Source organism: Marinilactibacillus sp. Marseille-P9653 (assembly GCF_916618885.1).
In the GTDB taxonomy this organism is placed as follows: Bacteria; Bacillota; Bacilli; order Lactobacillales; family Carnobacteriaceae_A; genus Marinilactibacillus.
This window is the reverse complement of the sequence record NZ_CAKAKH010000001.1, coordinates 204,483-225,499: the sequence shown is the minus strand read 5'-3', so window position 1 is coordinate 225,499 and position 21,017 is coordinate 204,483. Positions and strand designations below refer to the sequence as shown.

The 21,017-nt window shown below is 37.4% G+C and carries 22 protein-coding genes and 1 riboswitch; of the genes, 2 read left to right on the top strand and 20 right to left on the bottom strand.

The window, feature by feature from the left end; translation table 11 throughout:
• Positions 1–23: 23 nt before the first annotated feature.
• The 9 genes from ribE to LG377_RS01135 form a co-directional block, all read right to left on the bottom strand.
• On the bottom strand, positions 24–485 hold the full coding sequence (gene ribE, locus LG377_RS01175; RefSeq protein WP_225742907.1) for a 6,7-dimethyl-8-ribityllumazine synthase: 462 nt from the start codon (positions 483–485) through the stop codon (positions 24–26).
• Positions 486–510: 25 nt separating this feature from the next.
• Complete coding sequence (locus LG377_RS01170) at positions 511–1,698, bottom strand: bifunctional 3,4-dihydroxy-2-butanone-4-phosphate synthase/GTP cyclohydrolase II (protein WP_225742906.1); 1,188 nt, start codon at positions 1,696–1,698, stop codon at positions 511–513.
• Between the two features lie 14 nt (positions 1,699–1,712).
• On the bottom strand, positions 1,713–2,366 hold the full coding sequence (locus LG377_RS01165; RefSeq protein WP_225742905.1) for a riboflavin synthase: 654 nt from the start codon (positions 2,364–2,366) through the stop codon (positions 1,713–1,715).
• 14 nt (positions 2,367–2,380) lie between these two features.
• On the bottom strand, positions 2,381–3,463 hold the full coding sequence (gene ribD, locus LG377_RS01160) for a bifunctional diaminohydroxyphosphoribosylaminopyrimidine deaminase/5-amino-6-(5-phosphoribosylamino)uracil reductase RibD (RefSeq protein ID WP_225742904.1): 1,083 nt from the start codon (positions 3,461–3,463) through the stop codon (positions 2,381–2,383).
• A gap of 228 nt (positions 3,464–3,691) precedes the next feature.
• A riboswitch (FMN riboswitch) is annotated at positions 3,692–3,805 on the bottom strand.
• A gap of 471 nt (positions 3,806–4,276) precedes the next feature.
• Positions 4,277–5,605: an MATE family efflux transporter gene (locus LG377_RS01155; RefSeq protein ID WP_225742903.1), complete on the bottom strand. Its 1,329-nt coding sequence runs from the start codon at positions 5,603–5,605 to the stop codon at positions 4,277–4,279.
• A gap of 104 nt (positions 5,606–5,709) precedes the next feature.
• Positions 5,710–6,525 (bottom strand): phosphonate ABC transporter, permease protein PhnE, encoded by an 816-nt coding sequence (gene phnE, locus LG377_RS01150; protein WP_225742902.1) that lies wholly within the window; start codon positions 6,523–6,525, stop codon positions 5,710–5,712.
• A gap of 14 nt (positions 6,526–6,539) precedes the next feature.
• The gene (gene phnE / locus LG377_RS01145; protein WP_225742901.1) at positions 6,540–7,367 is read right to left on the bottom strand and encodes a phosphonate ABC transporter, permease protein PhnE; all 828 of its coding nucleotides are present in this window, start codon (positions 7,365–7,367) and stop codon (positions 6,540–6,542) included.
• A gap of 12 nt (positions 7,368–7,379) precedes the next feature.
• On the bottom strand, positions 7,380–8,159 hold the full coding sequence (gene phnC / locus LG377_RS01140; RefSeq protein ID WP_225742900.1) for a phosphonate ABC transporter ATP-binding protein: 780 nt from the start codon (positions 8,157–8,159) through the stop codon (positions 7,380–7,382).
• 106 nt (positions 8,160–8,265) lie between these two features.
• Positions 8,266–9,327 carry a phosphate/phosphite/phosphonate ABC transporter substrate-binding protein gene (locus LG377_RS01135; protein WP_225742899.1) on the bottom strand — a complete coding sequence of 354 codons (1,062 nt, stop codon included), beginning with the start codon at positions 9,325–9,327 and terminating at the stop codon, positions 8,266–8,268.
• Positions 9,328–9,688: 361 nt separating this feature from the next.
• Between LG377_RS01135 and mscL the strand changes: the two genes are divergently transcribed.
• Complete coding sequence (mscL, locus tag LG377_RS01130; RefSeq protein ID WP_225742898.1) at positions 9,689–10,075, top strand: large conductance mechanosensitive channel protein MscL; 387 nt, start codon at positions 9,689–9,691, stop codon at positions 10,073–10,075.
• A 53-nt stretch (positions 10,076–10,128) separates the two neighbouring features.
• On the opposite strand, the gene LG377_RS01125 is transcribed toward mscL, so the two are convergent.
• The 11 genes from LG377_RS01125 to LG377_RS01075 all read right to left on the bottom strand — a co-directional run bounded on the left by LG377_RS01125 (position 10,129) and on the right by LG377_RS01075 (position 20,012).
• A complete protein-coding gene (locus LG377_RS01125) occupies positions 10,129–10,536 on the bottom strand; it encodes a hypothetical protein (RefSeq protein WP_225742897.1) in 408 nt (135 codons plus the stop codon).
• A gap of 141 nt (positions 10,537–10,677) precedes the next feature.
• A complete protein-coding gene (locus tag LG377_RS01120) occupies positions 10,678–11,895 on the bottom strand; it encodes an acetyl-CoA C-acetyltransferase (protein ID WP_225742896.1) in 1,218 nt (405 codons plus the stop codon).
• A gap of 60 nt (positions 11,896–11,955) precedes the next feature.
• Positions 11,956–13,125: a hydroxymethylglutaryl-CoA synthase gene (locus LG377_RS01115; protein WP_225742895.1), complete on the bottom strand. Its 1,170-nt coding sequence runs from the start codon at positions 13,123–13,125 to the stop codon at positions 11,956–11,958.
• Positions 13,126–13,623: 498 nt separating this feature from the next.
• The gene (locus tag LG377_RS01110; protein ID WP_225742894.1) at positions 13,624–14,109 is read right to left on the bottom strand and encodes a hypothetical protein; all 486 of its coding nucleotides are present in this window, start codon (positions 14,107–14,109) and stop codon (positions 13,624–13,626) included.
• A 40-nt stretch (positions 14,110–14,149) separates the two neighbouring features.
• Positions 14,150–14,845: a hypothetical protein gene (locus tag LG377_RS01105; protein ID WP_225742893.1), complete on the bottom strand. Its 696-nt coding sequence runs from the start codon at positions 14,843–14,845 to the stop codon at positions 14,150–14,152.
• A gap of 46 nt (positions 14,846–14,891) precedes the next feature.
• On the bottom strand, positions 14,892–15,599 hold the full coding sequence (locus LG377_RS01100) for a DUF1129 family protein (protein ID WP_225742892.1): 708 nt from the start codon (positions 15,597–15,599) through the stop codon (positions 14,892–14,894).
• Positions 15,600–15,612: 13 nt separating this feature from the next.
• Complete coding sequence (locus LG377_RS01095) at positions 15,613–15,927, bottom strand: PadR family transcriptional regulator (protein WP_225742891.1); 315 nt, start codon at positions 15,925–15,927, stop codon at positions 15,613–15,615.
• Between the two features lie 385 nt (positions 15,928–16,312).
• Positions 16,313–17,518, bottom strand: coding sequence for an ABC transporter permease (locus LG377_RS01090; protein ID WP_225742890.1), 1,206 nt, complete (start codon positions 17,516–17,518; stop codon positions 16,313–16,315).
• 4 nt (positions 17,519–17,522) lie between these two features.
• Positions 17,523–18,197, bottom strand: a complete 675-nt coding sequence (locus LG377_RS01085) for an ABC transporter ATP-binding protein (protein WP_225742889.1) — start codon at positions 18,195–18,197, stop codon at positions 17,523–17,525.
• Positions 18,190–19,452: an efflux RND transporter periplasmic adaptor subunit gene (locus tag LG377_RS01080; RefSeq protein ID WP_225742888.1), complete on the bottom strand. Its 1,263-nt coding sequence runs from the start codon at positions 19,450–19,452 to the stop codon at positions 18,190–18,192. Before LG377_RS01080 ends, LG377_RS01085 begins: the two co-directional genes overlap by 8 nt.
• A 20-nt stretch (positions 19,453–19,472) precedes the next feature.
• Positions 19,473–20,012 (bottom strand): hypothetical protein, encoded by a 540-nt coding sequence (locus LG377_RS01075; RefSeq protein ID WP_225742887.1) that lies wholly within the window; start codon positions 20,010–20,012, stop codon positions 19,473–19,475.
• 618 nt (positions 20,013–20,630) lie between these two features.
• Here LG377_RS01075 and LG377_RS01070 point away from each other — a divergent pair.
• Entirely contained in the window at positions 20,631–21,002 is a 372-nt protein-coding gene (locus LG377_RS01070) for a YtxH domain-containing protein (protein WP_225742886.1), read from the top strand.
• Positions 21,003–21,017 lie beyond the last annotated feature (15 nt).

Here is a 21,017-nt window from a genome sequence, read left to right as displayed (position 1 = left end):
CCGTTTTTCTTTCCATGTTCATCTTAAAATTGTTTCATCAAGTTAGCCATTTCAATCGCTCCTGTAGCTACTTCAAAGCCTTTATTTCCTGCTTTGGTTCCCGCTCTTTCAATCGCTTGTTCGATTGTATACGTTGTGAGTACGCCGAATAACACGGGTACGCCTGTACTGTCAGAAGCTGAAGCCACGCCTTTTGATACTTCAGCACAAACATGATCATAGTGTGAAGTTGATCCTTTAATAACCGCACCAAGTGTAATGACTGCATCATACTGACCTGTAGCCGCCATCTTTTTAGCCACCAAAGGAATTTCATACGCCCCCGGTACCCATGCAACATCAATGTCCGTTTCTTTCATACCATGTCTAATGAGTGCATCTACTGCCCCGTCCAATAATTTGGACCCGATAAATTCATTAAATCGAGCAATGACAATTCCAATTTTCAAATCTTCTGCAATCAAATTTCCTTCTAATACTTTCATATTTTTTCCTCCATAAAAGGTATCATTATAAGTAATGACCCATTTCTTCTTTTTTTGTTCGTAGATAAGCCTGGTCATAGATATTTGATTCTATACTGATAGGTACTCTATTTTCAATCGTTAATCCATAGGCTTTTAAACTAGATACTTTTAAAGGATTATTTGTCATCAAATTTAGTCGATTGACTCTCAAATCATCGAAAATTTGTTTACACTCATGATACTCTCTAGCATCGACTGGTAATCCTAATAGTATATTGGCTTGAATCGTATCGTGACCTTGATCTTGTAGAGCATATGCTCTAATTTTATTGATCAAGCCTATGCCTCTACCCTCTTGTCTCATATATAGTAGAATCCCTCTACCTTCATCTGCAATCTTCTTCATGGCTAATTCTAGTTGTTCTCCACAATCACACTTTTTCGATGCAAAAACATCTCCTGTCAGACATTCCGAGTGCACTCTACACAACACCGGCTCTCCGTCACTGACATCTCCCATTACAAGCGCGATATGATGCTCATTCGTATAAGCATGCTGATAAGAGTGTATCGTAAATTCTCCGTACTTCGTTGGCAATTTCGCAACAGAATCCTTACTCATTACTTGTTCCGTTTTCTTTCGATACTCCACTAAATCTTTGATCGTACCAATTTTCAACCCATGCTCAGACGCGAAACTGATTAGGTCATCCCTTCTTGCCATTGTTCCATCCTCATTCATGATTTCACAACACAATCCAACTGGCTTTAAGCCGGCAAGACGAGCGAGGTCGACTGTCGCTTCTGTATGCCCAATTCTTTTTAGAACACCTCCTTTTACTGCTTCAAGTGGAAACATATGACCCGGATGCTTGAAATCTTTAGCTTCTGTTTTTTCTTCCACAAGCTTCAATGCTGTGATCGATCTTTCATAAGCTGATATTCCTGTAGTTGTATCTTTAAAATCGATTGAAACGGTAAAGGCAGTACCATGGTCATCCGTGTTTCGATTAACCATTTGAGATAAGTCGAACTTATTTGTATATTCTCGTGTCATAGGAATACAGATGAGTCCTCTAGCATATTTAGCCATAAAGTTAACATTTTCTGGCGTTGCAAATTCTGCTGCACAAATAATATCTCCTTCATTTTCTCTATTTTCGTCATCTACGATAATGACGTTTTTTCCGTTTTTGATATCTTCAATTAGTTCTTCTATATCATTAAACATACGTGTACCTCCGTCTAAATAAATCCAGCATTCAATAAAACACTCTCTGTTATTGAAGACTGATTTGTTGCTTTTTCACTTGATACTTTCAGCAGTTTTTCTACGTATTTCCCAATAAGGTCACATTCTAAATTAACCAAATCACCAACGCTATGTTTAAGCAATGTAGTTTCTTCAGCAGTATGTGGAATGATGGATACAGAAAAGGCCGTGTTTGTTACTGAAACGACAGTCAAGCTAATGCCGTCTAGAGCAATTGACCCTTTTTCGATTATATACTTGAGAATTTCGAGTCCAGTTTCTATGGTTACCCAAACTGCATTTTCTTCCTGGCGATAGCTTTTAATGATGCCCGTTCCGTCAATGTGTCCACTGACCATATGACCACCTAACCTTGTTTCTAAAGTTAATGCACGTTCTAAATTTACAGGAGATAGATTCATTAACTGTTGAAAATTTGTTCTAGTTATTGTTTCAGCCATGACATCTGCTTCAAAGGCTTGCGCAGTCATCTTTTCTACGGTCAAACAAACGCCTTGAACCATAATGCTGTCCCCGATTTTTGTTCCTTGTAAGGTTTTACTCGCACTAATGGTTATTCGGCTAGATTTTTGAGACTTTCTGATGTTTGTCACTGTTCCAATTTCTTCAACTATTCCTGTGAACACCTCAATTCCTCCTCTTACAAATATCCTTCTACCAAAATATCTTCTCCTAGTTGGCTTAGCTCATACGTTTTAAGTTCCAAAGCTGCGCTGATTTTCTGAATACCTTTCCCTCCAATAGGCGATAAGGCGTTTTGACCTCCAAATATTTTAGGTGCAATGTACACGGCAACTTTATCTACCACACCAGCTTCAAATGCTGCTGCATGAGTTGAAGCCCCGCCTTCAATTAGTAGACTATCGATACCAGCTTCCACTAAAAGCGTCATTAGTTTTTTGAAGTCGAATGTTCCGTCATCTAACTGCATTAATAAAACCTGCACACCCTTCTGCTTCAGTCGATCTATTTTCTCAGCACAAGCTGACTCGGATGTAACAATAATCGTAGGCGCTAGATCTAAAGTCCGAAGAATATTTGATGACTCTGGTATATTCAAGTTCTTATCTAACACAACCCTTATAGGATTCGACAATCCTTCAATGCGACAGGTTAGTAGCGGATTATCTTTAAGTACTGTTCCAATCCCTATTAATATTGCAGCTACCTTTCCTCTAATTTTATGCGTATGATTTCTAGATTTTTCAGATGAAATCCATTTGGATTCTCCTGATTCAGTAGCAATTTTCCCATCCAACGTCATTGCATACTTCATAATGACAAAGGGTTTTTTAGTTGTAATAAATTTATTGAATACCTCGTTTAACTTTTCACTTTCTTCTCGAAGTACGCCTTCTCTTACTTCAATACCTGCTTCTTGGAGAAGTTGAATGCCTTTACCGGCTACCAATGGATTGGGATCCTTTGCAGCTACGACAACTTTTTTTATCTTGCTTTCAATAATTAAATCCGTACAGGGCGGCGTTTTCCCGAAATGTACGCAAGGTTCAAGTGTGACGTAAATGGTTGCACCTTCCACCGGTTCAGTTGCGTTTTTAATAGCGTTAACTTCAGCGTGCGGTCTCCCGTATTGTTCATGATATCCATGACCTATGACTCTTCCTTCTTTAACAATAACCGCCCCAACGAGCGGATTTGGTGAGGTTTGTCCCCTACCTTTTTCTGCTAACATCAATGCGATTCTCATATAGAATCTGTCCATATAGATTCTCCTTCCATCAAAAAAAGCCCCAAATCTTTATGAGATTCAGGGCTTGGCTTTTGAAATTAATGGTATTCAAATAAACAGACTCCTAGTATACGATTGCTCCTATACAGTAGAGAACGCTAAAAACCCTGGAAAAAAAATTTCCCAGGGCATTCTGAATACAACTAGCTCTTATCCTAAAAGTCAAAAATTACAGACTCTCAGAATATTCACTATATCATTCAATGTCTTCTTTCATCCAGACTATACTGTCGGCTTCGGAATTTAACCGAATCTGCCTTGCGGCTCGTGGGCTTTACCACCGGTAGGGACTTTCACCCTGCCCTGAAGACTATTCACTTTTGTAAGTCTAAGAATAAAGAGTCAAAAATCTTTTGTCAATAATTTTTTTCTTTGTATAAACATCTCCACTTTTAAAAAAGCTAATTATTTATTAATCATTTCCACCATTACAGTCCATAATACGAATGTTTGATGTCTACCAAGTCTTTTTGAATAGATACTTAGAAATGCATTTAAATTCCAAAATTGATATTCAATGATTAGGATCGATTCGTGTATTTAACCTATTTAAGTTTTAGAAAGATTTGTAAATTTCCACATATCATAATAAATTTGAAAATCACTCAATTCTCTACTAAAAGTTACCGATTATATGATAGCTTTTATTATACGCTTATTTTTCTTAATGCGTTTGGTTAACATAACAAGTCTCTAAGAACCGTTACCCTATAAAAATAACCATTAATTTGTTCCATTACAGAACAAACTAGCGGTTATCATTAAGCAAAAAAGTTTATTGCTTTTTTAAATTTCTTTTTGCGGAACCTTTTTTTGCTTAATCCGTTTTTTCGGATTCATTTTGATCATGATACAGCCAATAACTACGGCTTCCGCCACTACATAAGAGGACCATACACCGGTCATCCCGTAAAGATGGCTTAATAATAATACAGCTGGAATAATAATAAACCCACCTCTAAGCAAGGAAAAGAATAATGCTAGCCTTGGTTGATCTGTTGCACTGAAATACGTCGTCAAAATTGTATTGGCTCCTGCGAAGAAAAATCCGATAAAGTATATCAAAAGACCCACAATCGCCATCTCTTTTACGTGGAGATTCTGGTCACTATTAAAAGCAGAAATAATACCGTCTCTAAATATAAAAGTCGAGACATAAATCAGTGTGCTAATAGAGAGTGCTGTGGCTATTGAGAGTGTTAATACGTGTTTCATCTTGTCCAAGTCTTTGAGCCCGTAGCTATCACTTAAAAGCGGCTGTGCTCCTTGTGCGACCCCTGTAAACAACGATAATACAACAAAGGAGATGTTGGCAACAATCCCGTAAGCGGCTAACCCTAGATTTCCTTCAAGCATAAAAATAATGGTATTAAAGGAAAACATAACAACCGCTGCCGCAATTTCATTGATAAATCCAGCTGCACCTAAGTAACAGATATCTTTCATTACTTTTAGTTGAATCCCTTGGAAAACAAATTTCAGCTGATTCGTCGGACGTCTAAAGTGAATGCTTAAGATAGCCAAACTACTAATTGGTGCAATACTCGTTGCTAGAGCTGCTCCAAACATTCCCATATCTAATGGGAAAATAAAAATATAGTCCAAAACAATATTCAAGAAACTGCCCAGTAACATGCCGTACATTGCTAGTGACGGGTCTCCATCATTTCTAACAAAAGATTGCATGGCATTATTCAAAATAAAAAATGGAGAAAAGAATAGTAGTGTTCTCAGGTAGATAGATGTATTCGCGAATGTTTCGTTGTTAGCACCAAGCATATGTGCAATATTGTCCGCTCCTATGACACCTATAACAGAAAACACAATTCCCACAATCACACCAAATAGAAGAGATTGTGTGTAAACACTTTGGGCTTCTTTGGTCTTTCGCTGTGCATTCAGTATACTAAAGCGCGAAGCACCACCTAGTCCCAGCATCAGCCCGATACCGTGAATCACGCCATAAGCCGGTATACTTAAATTCAAAGAAGCGATCCCGTTGGAGCCCAGAGCTTGTGCGATAAAAAAAGTATCCGCTAGAATATATAAAGAAATTCCGATCATACCTAAAACATTTAAGCTGACATATTTGAAAAATAATTTATTGGTATTCATTTAAACCCTCCGCAGCACGGTTTAATTATTCTCAACCGGCGCTTTCCACTTATAATAAAAAGCTGCATCTTTTCCAAGATGCAACTTCTCGAGTATACTATATTTTATTTTGTTCCGCTAACTAATCTAGATCTTAGTTTGTTTGAGAATAGTTCCACTAAAAGAATGAGTACGACTAACCCAATCAGAATAGATCCAACTTGGTTCCAACGGTAAGATCTCATGGCAAAAATCAATGGTGCACCGATACCACCGGCACCAACCAACCCTAAAATCGTCGCATCACGCAAGTTCATATCGAAACGATAAATGGTTGTTGATAGGAAGCTTGAGAATAGTTGAGGTAAAATACCATAACGAATTTTCTGATACGTAGTACAACCCATTGAAGTCATCGCTTCTAGTACACCGCGGTCTAGATTTTCAATAACGTCGACGTACAGTCTAGAAATCATACCAATCGAAGTGATCGACATTGTGAGTACCCCTGCGTAAGCACCTGGACCTGTTACACGGATAAACATAATCCCGTAAACCAGCGAAGGAATCGTACGAATAAAGATCACAACCAGTCTTGTGATATAAGCCACTGGTCCACTAACTACACTTGGCGCCATCAAAAATGAAATTGGAATAGCTAGTAAAGAACCAAATACTGTTCCCAGTAAAGCGATCGCAATTGTCTCATACAATAGATAAGGTACACCTTGCGTTGAAAAGTCGAATAAAAATTCTAAATCCGGCGTTACAATCCCTCTGACAATGTTGACTGCAAGGCCTGTTCCTTTTTGATCTAAGCCTGTAATATCGACCCCTATAAATGACCAGATTAGAAGAGCCAATATAATGATGGATATTGTCACAAAGTACAATTTACGGTTTGGAGCTTTGTTATATTGTGTTTGAATTGCTTCGTTCATTTAACTCTTCCTCTCTAAGACAATTTACGTCTGAAGTATTCACTGATACGTTCAATAATGAACACTACAATCATTAAGACTAAAAGAACCATTCCTACACTAGGATAGTCTCTCCAGCCCAGACGCTCATTAAGAACTAGACCGATACCACCAGCACCTACATATCCTAAAATTGCCGCGTATCTAACGTTTCCTTCAAATGCATACAGTGATACTGACAAGTATGTCGGCAATACTTCTGGAATAATCGCATATCTGAAAGCTTCTACCTTCGATAATCCCATCGATTCGTTTGCTTCAAAAGCGCCCATGTCGACATTTTCAATATGTTCATACATTAGTTTTCCGACATAAGAAGAGGTAAAGATGAAAATGGATAACATCCCTGCCATTGTCCCTAATCCGAATAAAAAGGTGAAAATTAATGCCAGAACCAATGTTGGTAAAGTTCTTAAAATACTTAAGAAGAATTTGAAAAATCCATTAACGAATGCATTCTTAATAATGTTGCTAGATGAAAGTAAGGCTAGTGGTACAGCTACTAGAGCACCAGCAAGCGATCCTAATAAAGACATTTGAATGGTATCGAATAAGGGTCCCCAAATGTTTGAAAGAAACTCAAAGTTAGGTGGGAACATTCCAATAATAATAACAAAAAACTGGTTACCACGTTTTAATAGTAAAGATAAGTCTGCACCGGTCGTTCTAAATGAAGCATACGTAGCAATCAGCACAAGCAAGAGAATCAGTGGCGTTCTAGAAGCTCTTTGTTTGACTGTTTTACCATTTTCCAATGTGTAAGTTTTCGGCTTGAAAATCTTATCGTAAACTGTTTCTTCCAATGTTTCTCCTCCTTACACTTTTGCTTCTTCAGGATCATCCATGTGCGGAACTTCAGTCAAACTACCATAGATGTTGTTCAACACATCTTGTGTCACATCTTCTGATTTCCCGTCATAAACGACTTCACCTTTACGAACGCCGATAACGCGGTCTGCGTATTCCAAAGCTAATTCAACGTGGTGAATATTGATCAAAATAGACATTTCCATTTCCTGATTGATACGTTTGAAATCGTCCATAACAACTTTTGCCGTTACCGGATCTAAAGAAGCTACAGGCTCATCTGCTAAGATGATTGAAGGGTTCTGAGCTAATGTACGCGCGAGCGCTACACGTTGTTGTTGTCCACCAGATAATTGATCTACACGGTTGTAAGCTTTATCTAAGATACCGACTTTATCCAATGCTTCAAGAGCTGCAATCTTTTTATCTTTAGGAAATAATCCTAATGTTTTTCTCCAAAAAGACAATTCTGGAACAGAAGAAACCAGCACATTATTTAATACAGTCGTTCTCGTTACAAGGTTGAAAGATTGGAAAATCATACCGATTTTACGGCGGAAGTCCCTAACTTGTTTTCCTCTTAAATTACTTACATTTACTCCGTCTACATTTAATGTACCTTCATTGATTTCATGCATACGATTAATACAACGGATCAAAGTAGATTTACCTGCTCCAGACAAGCCGATAATCGCTACAAATTCTCCTTGTTCAATCTTCAGGTTTACGTCTTTTAATGCAGTAACCCCATTTGGATAGGTTTTATTTACATTAATAAATTCAATCATAATTCACGTTGTCCTTTCTAAGACATACTCAAAAAGAAAGCCAGGAGATTGAGTCTCCTAGCTTGATCTTTGGGTATTGAGTATTAAGTTTAATGACTTCTATTGATTAGTTTGTTAGATCTCTAAGGATTTGTTGTGCTTCACGCTCAACATCATAATCTGAACTCTCAGATTTTTCGTATCCTTCGTGAGAGTAGATAGCGATAATTTCTTTACCTTCATCTGTGTTTGCAATGTTGATGAATGCATCTTGTAATGCTGCTTTTAAATCATCTGTCATAATATCAGAGTTTTTACTTACACTAATTGTATCGTTATAGATACCAGGTGTTACGCCAATTACGTCTGTAGAATCCCAAATTGTGTCTTCTCCACCGAAAGTACCTTCCCAGTCTTCAACATAGTCACGACGAGCATCTGCATACATTACTGCAACGTCTGCTTGTTCAGTCGCAAGACGAGATACTGAAGTTCCATATGAATCTGCTTGAGAGATTTGGCTCAAGTCAGATAGAGACTGTTCGTAATTTTCTTGCATCCAAATTGTTGGATAAATGTATCCAGCTGAAGAAGAAGAACTCATAACACTCCAAGAAGCAGAGTCTAAATCTTCCCACGTTAATTCTTCGCCATTATTTACTTTGTCTGCTAATTCACGGCCTTTTGCAGAAGGGCCTGCTACTAGGATTGAACGGTAGTAAGTTACTTGTTCATCCGTTGGGTCAGTTGGTTTATTTGCATTCCATTCAGCAGGGTCTTCAGAATCATTGCTTAAGCCTGCACGAGTTGAGGTTAAGATAACATCTGCTCCGTCATCGTAAAGGACATAAGTTCCACCAGGTAAGAATCCTACATCTACAGAACCTGCAGACATTGCTTCTCCAACAGCTTCATAGTCAGTTCCGACATCGATTTTAACGTTGCCAATTTCGTATCCTAAGTCAGCCATCTCGTCTTTAAGGATGTCTTCTAAGGGTGCAGTTGCAGCTACGATTTCTTCTGGATCACGTGAAGGTACGAATTGAACAGAAAGCTCTTCAATTGCTACGTTTCCATCTTCGTTTGTTTCTTCAGAAGCTGAGTTGTCGTCGCCACCATTTCCACATGCTGCTAGTACTAAAGTTGAAGCAAAAGTAATTCCTAAACCTTTTAACCATTTATTAGACAAAATTTTTTCCTCCTAGTTTTAACTAAGTACAACTTTACAATTATTTCAAATATGCATATTTCTTGTCCCTTTAGAATAGTAACATTCGATATTACAAAAGTCTACTCAATTTTGTGAATATTTTTCTATAAACGCATATTAAAACACGAACAATCGAGCCTGCTTTTATGACAAACTACTGCAATTTGTACAAATTCCCTTTTCTGGAGATTTAGTATACCCTTTTTTTAAAGAACCTTTCTATCAATTTTATGTAAAAATCGCGTAAAGAAAAATAGTGAAATTTGAAAATCTGCTCATTCTTCAGTAGAATGAAAAGGCGTATTTGCAATTTTATTTATAGAAAGGATTTTAATTACCTATGATCAAAGAATTCAAAGAATTTATTGCTAGAGGAAATGTACTAGATCTCGCTGTTGGTCTTGTAATGGGGTCTGCCTTTACTGCTATTGTTAATTCACTCGTAGAGTTCATTATTACACCTATCATAGTTGCTTTGACAGGTGAGGCAAAAATCGAAGATTTATCTATGGATATTGGTAAAGCGAGTTTACAATATGGAGAGTTCATACAAGCCGTTATCAATTTTTTCTTGGTGGCCCTCGTACTCTTTTTTATAATCAAATTTGTTAACACACTATCACGTAGAATCAAACCGGAACCAGAAGAGACACCTGTAGAAGCACCTACGGTAGAAGAGTTATTGGAAGATATTAGAGATTTACTAGCTAAAAAAGATACAGACTAATTAAAATAGAAGGTCCTCTAATCTAGTTTTAGAGGACCTTCTATTTTTGTTTTTTACTTTATCAGTTCTTTAAACTGACGAGCAGACTCTCCTTCGAGCCTGAAGACCGTATGTGTATCTACCCAATTCATTAAAGAGAGCTGAGTTGGATCTTCTTGCCACCAAATAGAATAGGTTTCAGATTCATCATCTTCCCATTCAACAACCATCTTATAGTTCGGATCTATCATGTCTACAATTCCATCCATCTGAGTTGCAGTAGACAACATCGAGTTTACGATTTCTAGTTCACTTTCATTTGAAGAACCATATAAGTACTTTTGATCAATATCGTCTGTTTCTGTTATGACTACACTAATAATTTCATTCGTTTCTTCTACTGGTTCGACTGTCTCATTTGTTTCTGGACTACTACATCCCATTAAAAACAAGGACAAGATCATCCATTTACCTATTCTCATGGTTTTCTCCTCATCAAAGCTTATTTTGGAATCTATTCGATACCTTGATTATATTGAAACCATTGATAAACGTCACCATAAAAATCCATTTAAAAACAAAAAAAGAAAAACCTTCATTTTTGAAAGTTTTCCTTTATCTGTTTAATCAACATCTGTGTTTCTAATGATTACAGCAGCACCCATTCCGCCACCGATACAAAGTGAAGCGATCCCGTATTTTAGTCCTTTGCGCTTCAATGTATATAACAAAGTCACTAAGATGCGGTTGCCGCTTGCACCAATTGGATGGCCTAAAGCAATTGCGCCACCATGGAGATTGGTTTTTCGTTTTAACGCTTCTTTATCTACTTCAAAAGCTTCAGACAATTCCTGAATCACGGCTAGACTCTGTGAGGCAAAAGCTTCATTCAACTCTAGCAGATCGATATCTTCAAAAGACAGACCCGATTTCTTCAACGCTTGTTTTACTGCAGGTACTGGTCCCATCCCCATAATAGAAGGATCGACGCCACCTTGACCGATTGCTACAATTTCAGCTAGCGGCTGGATGTCGTGCTGCGCCAAATAGTCTTCGCTCACGATGACCGTCGCGCTTGCGCCATCGTTTAAACCAGAAGCATTTGCTGCGGTTACTGTACCGTCTTTCTTGAATGCTGGTCTCAAAGACTGCATCTTTTCAAGATTCGCATTGCGATTTGGATATTCATCTGTATCTACAGTGATTTCTTTCTTGCGTCTTGAAGTCCAACTGACGGGTACAACTTCATCATTAAATGTGCCTTCATCCAGTGCAGTCAATGCTCTTTGTTGAGAATCATATGCGAAAGCATCTTGATCTTCACGAGATATTTCGTATTGTTCTGCAATATTTTCAGCTGTTATACCCATGTGATAACCTTCAAATGCGTCTGTTAGGCCGTCATGAACCATGTGATCAATAGTCTGGAAGTTCCCCATCTTGATTCCGTCACGTGTACGCCCTGGCAGCAAATAAGGTGCTTGACTCATCGATTCGGTTCCACCTGCTACAACCACATCATATTCTTCTGCGCGAATACCTGTGAAAGCATTCATGACCGTTTTGAGTCCACTACCGCAGACCATATTCGTACTGTAAGCAGGAGTCGTTTCCGGTATTCCAGCTTTAATCGACGCTTGTCTCGCTACACCTTGACCTTGACCGGCGGACAAAACGTTTCCTAAAGACACTTCATTGACCTCTGAAGGATTGATGCCACTTTGACTTAATACACCTTCAATAGCCGTTTTTCCTAAATCTGAAGCAGATACGTCTTTTAAAGCACCCAAAAATGAACCGATTGGTGTACGTTTAGCACCTGCTATATATACTTTTTGCATAAAAGAAACGTCTCCTTTATTTAAAGTTAACTTTTAAGTTCACACTGTTCAGCCGCCTGGTTAGTTTTTACCATAATGACGAATGTTCGCTTGAACACCTTTCAGTACAACCGTACCAGAAGTTGTTTCTAGAACGTCTAATTCGATGTCTGTTTCATCTTTTGGTAAGGCTTGTTGTAAAATATTTTCGTACTCTTCTATAGATAATTCACGACGATTACTCAGTAACGCTTCGTGTTCATCTTTCAACATGTGTTCTTTGTATCCAGTTTTAACTTTTCCACTAAAGAATTCTCCAACCCCACCAGAACCATAGCTGAATAAACCGATACGTGCGTTTTCTGGAAGTTGAGGTCCTTGTTCTAGTAAAGATAACAAGCTTAAATAAAGAGATCCTGTATAAATGTTTCCTACTGCTTTGTTGTAAGAAATGCTTGGCTCATAATATCCCATCAGACGAGCAGCATCTTCTTCGGAAGCGTTTTCCGTTAAAGCTTTTAATGCCTTTTTGCCCATTTTAGTGTACGGTACATGGAAGCATAATGCTTCAAAATCACTAAGGTCGCGGTTGTTTCTTTCTTTGTACTCACCCCAAACATCTGTTAAGAAGTTTAGGTAAGCTTGATTCGAGAATTTACCATCTACTATGGCATAGTCCGAGTGTAATGGACGCCAGAAATCCGAAATATCTTCTGACATAGATACACTATCCGTATCCAGTGCTAAAATGCGAGGATTAGCAGATAAGACCATTGCGACAGCACCTGCACCTTGTGTTGGTTCTCCGCCAGTATTTAAACCATATTTTGCAATATCTGTTCCTAATACAAGCACTTTGCGTTCAGGATGCAATGAAATGTGTCCCATGGCCATAGTAATCGCAGCTGTTGCGCTATAACAAGCTTGTTTCAATTCAACTGAACGTGCATACTTTTGAATGTCAGTTAAACGGTGTACCCACACAGCCCCAGATTTTGAATGATCCACGCCAGATTCTGTTCCTAATAAGACAAAATCAATAGCTTCTCTATCTTCTTCATCCAAAACTTCAAGTGCTGCATTCGCAGCCATGGTTACCGCATCTTGAGACAATGGCGCTACAGCCATTTTTTCTTGACCAATTCCGATCGTATACTTAGCCGGTTCGACACCTCTAACCTCAGCCAGCTTTTCCATATCTATAAAAAATTCAGGGGTATAAAACCCGATTTTATCTATTCCGATTTCCAAACGATCGTCCTCCTACGTTTCCTTTTTTATGCATCGTATTTATCATCTTGCCTCTATTATAAAGGAGCTTCTTAAAAAAAGAGTTAAGAATTATAAAAGCGCATTACTTGTTATGTGGTCAACTTCTATCAGATGAATTTTCTCAATTATATCGTAACATAGGAAATACCTCTAATTAGTATTATATGCTCAAAAACTATAAATTATCCTGCTGGTTAAAGAAGCGTACAAGATTAAACTCTATTTTCTAAGCTCGTTATCTACTGATCATAGGCAGCAAGACGTGATTGATGATTCCCATAAAAAATGAAATCCAGGTTGCCATCATAAAAATCGACCAGACATCCCGTTTTTCTTTAGGTGTTTTAACTCATTTCCACGTAATCATTAACGCTGCAATGAAGACTAAACTGGTTACTAATACGTACGGAAACTGAATCAGAAATAAATTTGTTTTAAAGAAAAACTCTAATAGTATAATCGGTAAAAGGATTAGCCCTATAAGCATTTTAGAAAGTAGGCGGTCTTTTCTGGAAGTCTGTTTTGCATAGATGCCTTTTGTAAAATATTGAATATCATTCCTACAGCAACCGCAATCCCCACAATCCGAACCACAAAACTGACAACATCAACACTTGAATTTCCTACTGCGAAAGTGAAGAAAAAGTAGAAGCTAAATACAACCCCAAGCATTTTCAAGACTCCTAGCCAATCAAATCTTAAGGTAGCTAACAATTCATCTGCCGATAACTTTGGATCTTTGCCAAAGTAACTTTCTGCTGATACACCTTCTTTTTGAGCTTTAAGTGTATCCTCTAGTACTTGCAGTAAGAATTCTTCTATTTCTTTTTCATTTTTGAAATAACTACCGTATCTAACGTAATCTGCTAATTTTTGATAATATTTTTGATTTTCTATGTACAAAGTTTTACTAATCTCTTCATTGCGTTCAACTAACGCTTTGACACTTTCTGTCTTTTTCATGGTTCGCCTCTTTCTATTCGACCGTCATTCATGAGTTTTACTACAGGTAATTCAGTGTTCCGATTATTAAAGAACCCCATAATAGAACCATGGCCACAAGCCAGTCTACTTTGCTCTCATTTTTGTAAACAAACATCAAAATCGTCACTCCTAAAGCAACCACAAATACTATACCCGCAAAAATAGCAAAAGGAATTTCAATTGTCCATGTTAAAAATTCTATCTGATCTCTTAAAATCCCTACTAGTGCGAATGCTATACCAGCTAACGCACCTCCAGCAAGGAGTCTCAACAATGTATCCATTTCACTAAAAACGTCCCACTGAAGCAACTTTTTCATGATCCCCCAGAAGACAGCTGTTTGCACGGTTAGCGTAATAAGATCAACGATATCTATTGAAAATCTGTTTAAAGCAAAATTGATTAAGAATACAACATACAAATAAACACCAACTGTTTTTAGAAGTTCTTGCGGTCTATTTTTTAGCTTGGATAAAAAGTTAATTGCAAATTCTTTGGGCTGATTGTTTACATATTCGTTAACAGTCTCTCCATCTTTTTGTGCTTCAATCAATTCGTGAAGAAAGCCATTCAGTTTAGTCTCTAATTCCATCGGGTTTTTAAATGTATTTCCGAATTGAATATAGCTTTCAATCTTAGCAAATTGTTTTTTGTTTTCTTCTGTGAGTCTTTTCTTGAATTGCTCATTTTTTTCATGTATTTCTGTATGTTTCACTGAATCTCCTCCTAAGAGTATTTAGACAACTTTTTCGTACTAACATTTAGAGAAATTTAATTAAACCGATAATTGAAGATGCCACTAAAAATAAAAGAGGTAACACCCACGCTTTACGTTCTTCTCTGGGTAACATAAAAAATTTCCATATAGTGCCTATTAAACATATAATCAAAATCCCCCAAGATACCGTAAGAGGTACGTTAAGAAGCAACTGATAAGGTAGCATCGTTTCAGCAATCATGCCCAGAGCAAATATGCTGAGAATGATTACCATAAATAGACCGTCTTTCCATTTTGAGGAGGTCTTCGTAAAGCTATCCATTTCAATCCACTTAAAGACTGCAAAAACAGCTACATAAATGAGGAATGATCTAGATAGTACCGTAACCAGATTTAAACGTGTAGCCATAGTGATAATATTATTTAATATATTGAGGACTAGTGTAAAACCAACGATCCAAGAGCCTAACTGCAAATGATCTACCCAATTTCGTTCTAAGTTAGTGAGTATCTGATTTGCATGAGATCTTGGGTCTTTTCCGAAGTATGCCTCAGCCGTGACACCTTCTCCTTGGGCACTGATTAGGTCTTGAAGAACCTGCATCAATATTTCTTCTACTTTTTCTTCATCCTTAAGCCAGCTTCTAACCCTCATATAAACAAGCATTTCTTCGTAATATGCTTTGTTTTCTTCAGTCAGTTCTTCTCTAAGTTCATTATTTTGCTGGATCACTAATTTAGTATCATTCATATTATCTCCTCCTTTAATCTATCAAATGATGAACGCTGCTTTCCAGCTCTTTCCAGCTCTGAACGAAGTCGTCACAATAGTCTCTGCCTTTCTCGGTTATCTGATAGTATTTTCGGTCTGGTCCATCTGATGACGGTTTTTTGACACTTGTCGTCAATTGATTTTTTTCGAGTTTTTGTAAAATTGGATAAACTGTCCCACCAACAATGTCTTCAAATCCAGATTTTTCAAGTTGCTGTACCAGTTCGTATCCATAGACTTCTTTTTCTTTAATAATCAATAAAACGCATCCTTCTAGGACACCTTTTAATAATTGAGTCTTCTTCATTCCATCACCTTAATCTTCACTAGGTTGTATTGCTTAGTAGTTAACATCATCTTACTTTATCTAATCTAAGTTGTAAAGCATAGTAGTAAAATGATAAAAACTCGAGCAAAGGAATATCCTCTTTTGCTCGAGTTTTTACTGTTACTCTATCGGTACTTCACTATCTTGATTTTTGAACTGCACTACACAATTTAAGAGATAACTTATAGGGTAAATTACAGTGTAAGTGATTAAGAAAAGATCTAGACGATCTCTTAATAAGAACAAAAGAATCAAGAAAATCACTAAGAATACGAGTTGCTTTTGCTGATTACACTTATCTTCAAAAAATTTATGTTTGGTGAATGTAACATATCGATTCATCTAGTCTAACGTCCCCTCAGTCTTAAAGAATCTCGATGATTTCCTTTTTGCTTGCAGCATTCGCTGGTGCATAACTGAAAATCAGACCGACCAGAGCGGAAACGCCGATACAGATAACAATCGTCAATACATCTATTCCCGTTGAAAAAGGTAAGAAAACTGAGGCGATGCCGGAGAAAAACCATCCTAGCAAATAGCCCACAATGCCACCAATACTCGTCATCATCACGCCTTCTAGAACGAATTGTGCTCGAATACTTTTCTGAGAAGCACCTAGTGCACGTCGAATCCCGATTTCTTTTGTGCGTTCAGATACAGAAATATACATCATATTCATAACGCCGATTCCAGCTATAAATAGTGAAATACCAGCCACACTTGCAACAAACAAGGTGATACCTCTCAATACTTGAGAAAGACCATCATCCAAAGCAGACATATCGAAATACTCGTAACTTCCCATATTACGCATCGTTCCATCTTCTTCTAAAAGGAACACTGTCTCATCCGCTATTTCTGAAGGAAGGTAGCCTCGGTCGACTGTAATACTGATTTCATTTCCTACAGAAAACTGATCATGATAACGTTTATAGGTGTTTAAAGGAATTTCGATTTCTTCAGACATAAAGCCACCTAAAAAACCTGATGTATCAATTTCATCTCCGTGCACACCAACAATCGTGTACAATTGACCGCCTAGCGTTAATCCTTTTCCAATCGCATCTTCTTCTGTACTATATACGTCTTGAATTAGTGAAAAAGGTACAACGGTCACTCTTTTTTCTCGATCATTATCAATAGAATCCAGCGATCTACCTGCTATTACTGGTCTTCCTTGCTCTTCTGTCAGCGTAGCATCTGCATAACCTTCTTCTCCATCAATCATTGTATCTAAAGAGGCATACATATAATCCGTGTTCACGACTTCTACATCATTCACCCCTGGAAGATAGCGAATGGATTGCAAATCCATATCAGAATATAAAGGTTCATTTGTCTCGTACATCCATTCTGGATCAGTTGACTGAAATTGAATATTGACAGTTAACAGTTCTCCTTCGTCAGGATTTAAAGAGTCCAGAACATAATTCTCAAATCCTCTACCGATAGACATGATTGTACTAACCGCCGCAATCCCGATGACAATTCCGATCATCGTTAAAAAACTACGTTTCTTATTTCTAAGTAGCGCGTTCCACGCGCCTTTAAAAAATACAATAGGCTTCATTTTCTTACCTCACTTCTTCGGTCAATACGCCATCCTGCATATGAACGACTCTGTTACAGTACTCGACCGTAGAAGGATCATGCGTGACTAAAATAATGGTCACGCCTTCTTCTTCATTTAATGTTTTGAATACGTTCATAATGTCACTGGATGTCTGTGTATCTAACGCACCTGTTGGTTCATCTGCTAATATGAAATCCGGATCATTGATGATTGCACGCGCGATTGCAGCTCTTTGTTGCTGGCCACCGGACAATTGTTTTGGATATTTCTTACCCTTGTCTCCTATTCCTAATTTCTCAAGGAGTTCTTGAACTTTACTTTTAGTCTGAGAATAATTCCAGCCATCATAAAGTAACGGTAATTCAACATTTTCTTCAATCGTTAAGGTCTCAATTAAATTAAATTGTTGAAAAACAAATCCTACCCGCTGATTTCGTAAGTGAGATAGATCTGCGTCTCCTTTAGACGTCACAATTTCTCCTTCAAGGTTGTAATTCCCTAAATAATGACGGTCCACAAAACCAATCAAATTGAGTAAAGTTGATTTCCCAGAACCAGAAGGTCCCATGATCGCTAGAAAGTCTTTTTCCCTCACTTCAAGATCCACATCTTTTAATACCGGAATCCAGTCGTTATCTGCTTTGTACGCTTTACGAATTTTTTCCAGCTTAATCATAAAACACACCGACTTCGTCTCCATCAGCCAGTTCCATATCCGGATCCATAATCACTTCTTCATCCATTTCAAGACCGGATTCTAGGATATACAAGCTTCCATCCTCAGTGACTTGAACCTCGCGGCGTTCTACAATACCTTCATTATGAACAAAGACAATAGTCCCTTCTTCTTCTTCGATTACGACCGACTGCGGTAAGTAAACGATCCCTTCATCCACTCCGATTTGAACAGAAAAGCCGTATTGAATAGATTCTTCTGGAATAACAGTAAAAGGATATCTGGAAGAAGAAGAACCTCCTTCACTACTTGCTTGCATGGGCAACGTACTCAGTTTTGTAACGGTACCGCCTAAAACTCTATCTGAAGTGATCAAACTGATTTCCACTGTATCCTCTAAAGTGATTTTGTCGTAATCATACTCAGAAACAGATGCATCGATTTTCTGTTCTTTTGACATCAAACGAATAACTGGTTCCTCACTTGCTTGAATACTTGAAATGTTCGGTTGATTCAACTCGATAATCCCATCAAAATTCGCTTGAACCGTTGTTGTAATATCTCCACGTAACCGCTCGATTTCAAATTCTATATCTTCCATCTGTTCGTTCAAATCTCTTATAGACATTTGAGCAGAATCAACTGTAGCGTCTGCTTCCGCTTTATCCGACTCGTAACGCAAAAGATCATTTTGAGCTGTGTCTAGTTCTGTATTCACCGTAAACTGTTCACTTTCTTCGTCTACCTGGTCTAATTGACTTTGTCCGGCAGATTCAATTGTACGGTTACTTTTAGTGATATTTGCGTCCGCTGTTTCGGATGCTTTACGCGCGTTAGCCAGTTCGGTTTCAGCTTCAGAACGCCTTTTTTCTAATCGACTATACTGACGATTTTGTTCATTTAATAATTGCTGATTTTCTTCATTTGTATATGTAAATAAGTCTGTGCCTTCTTCTACTTCTTGACCGTTTTCGACGAGTAGTTCACCAATAACTCCGTTTGACGCATCGTAATATTCTTCTTGAACTTCGGATGCTTGAACGATCCCATCAAATAATACTGGATCTTCTTCTCTAACGGTATAAATAGAATAAAACTGTTCTGTTTCAGTCCCAATAGCAGAACCCTGAAAAGCTTGAACGATAAAAAAGATGGCAATCAATACAGCAATGATGCCTACTGTAATTAACCCCTTTTTATCACCAACCCGCTTAGAAAAAGAGCGAGTAGGTGTTGGTTTAGTAGATTTTTTCAATTTTTCTGTCCTTCTTTCAATTAAAGTAAAATATTGTTTCCGATGGTTTGAATGGCAATCGCCAAGACAATTCCAATAACCAACCATGCTACTCGAACAATTATGATGGCACGTTTGATGTGACTTTCTTTTTCTTCACCTGAGAAATAAAATAGTAAAAATACCACAGTCGTTATTACACTGACTACAGACCCCAAAATTAAGTTTTCTGCATATCCAAGCTGTCCGACTATAAAGTTGATGACCGCTCCAATTGCACCTGAATAAAATAGCGCAGACCAGATGTCATATTTATAAACATATTCTTCTTTTGAGACCCATTGAGTTGGAAATTTTATAAAGGCGTATTGAATTGCTGTAGCAATGACCAAGAAAATTACACCAACTATTGCGCCAATGACTCCAAAAGCAGCCAGAGATTCTGTATCAATACCTTCTGGAATCATTGAATCTGTCAGAAACACTTCATATACTGCTATTCCAAGTACAACGACTACGTATATTGCTAGCGCCCCCCATGGAAAGGTCTTGCTTTGATTAACGGTTACTTCTTCATTCATTAAGTATGCTCCTTTAAATTTAATGATCTATTTTTTCCACAACTTATCCATAAATCGTCATTCGTCTCCCAATCAACACTCCTTTTTGACTTTTATTGTACAGCTGATTCTCGATGAGAAAATATGCTTAAAATAATTGAATAAAACGATCATCATGTGTTTCAACGTACAAAGTCTCGAACTATTAAAATTGTACCAAAACCTCAATAACATAACAATGTTCTTCTAAATAGAAACCGAACATATTTAACAGGTAAATCATACCTATCATTGAACATCACTAAATAATGTTTTTCTTGTATCTTATGTAAACACTATACGCTATTTAACTCAAAACAATGAGCAACGATTCGTTGCCCCCTTGTCAAATCAACTCAATCGTAACGAATTCTTATCTTGTCCTCTATTTTTACCCATTTTAGAAACAAGCTTTTAGATTTCGGCTAGTTTTTTTAGACGGATGTTATTTAGTTTAGAGTAGTATAAATTAGAAGATTTCATCTTCTTACCTTTTGTATTTTTGAATTTGTAAGTGCTTCTTGTTTGAAAGTTCGATAACATTCGCTATAATGAGGAGAAAGAACTATTAATGCAATTAGATATTAGGAGGAAATGACTATGAAATTTATCAAAGGCGCACTATTTGGTGCAGTAGTAGCTTTATTATTCGCACCTAAAAGCGGTAAAGAAACACGTGGAGACATTTCTAAAATGATGAACGAGAAAAAAGACATGGCAAATGACTATGCAAGCATGGCTAAAGGAAAATCAGAAGAAGTTTCTCATGCAGCAAGTGAAGCAACAGAAAACATCAAGATTACTTTAGCTAAAACAGCACAAGATCTTAAAGAACAATTGCATTCTGCATCTGAAGATATCAAATCTGAAGCTGTAAGTGCTTCTGAAGATGTAAAATCAACAACAAAACAAGCTGCAAACGACGTTTCAAAAGAAGTCGATAAAGCATCTAACAACTCTAACAACAACTAATCTTTTTAGTCTGAA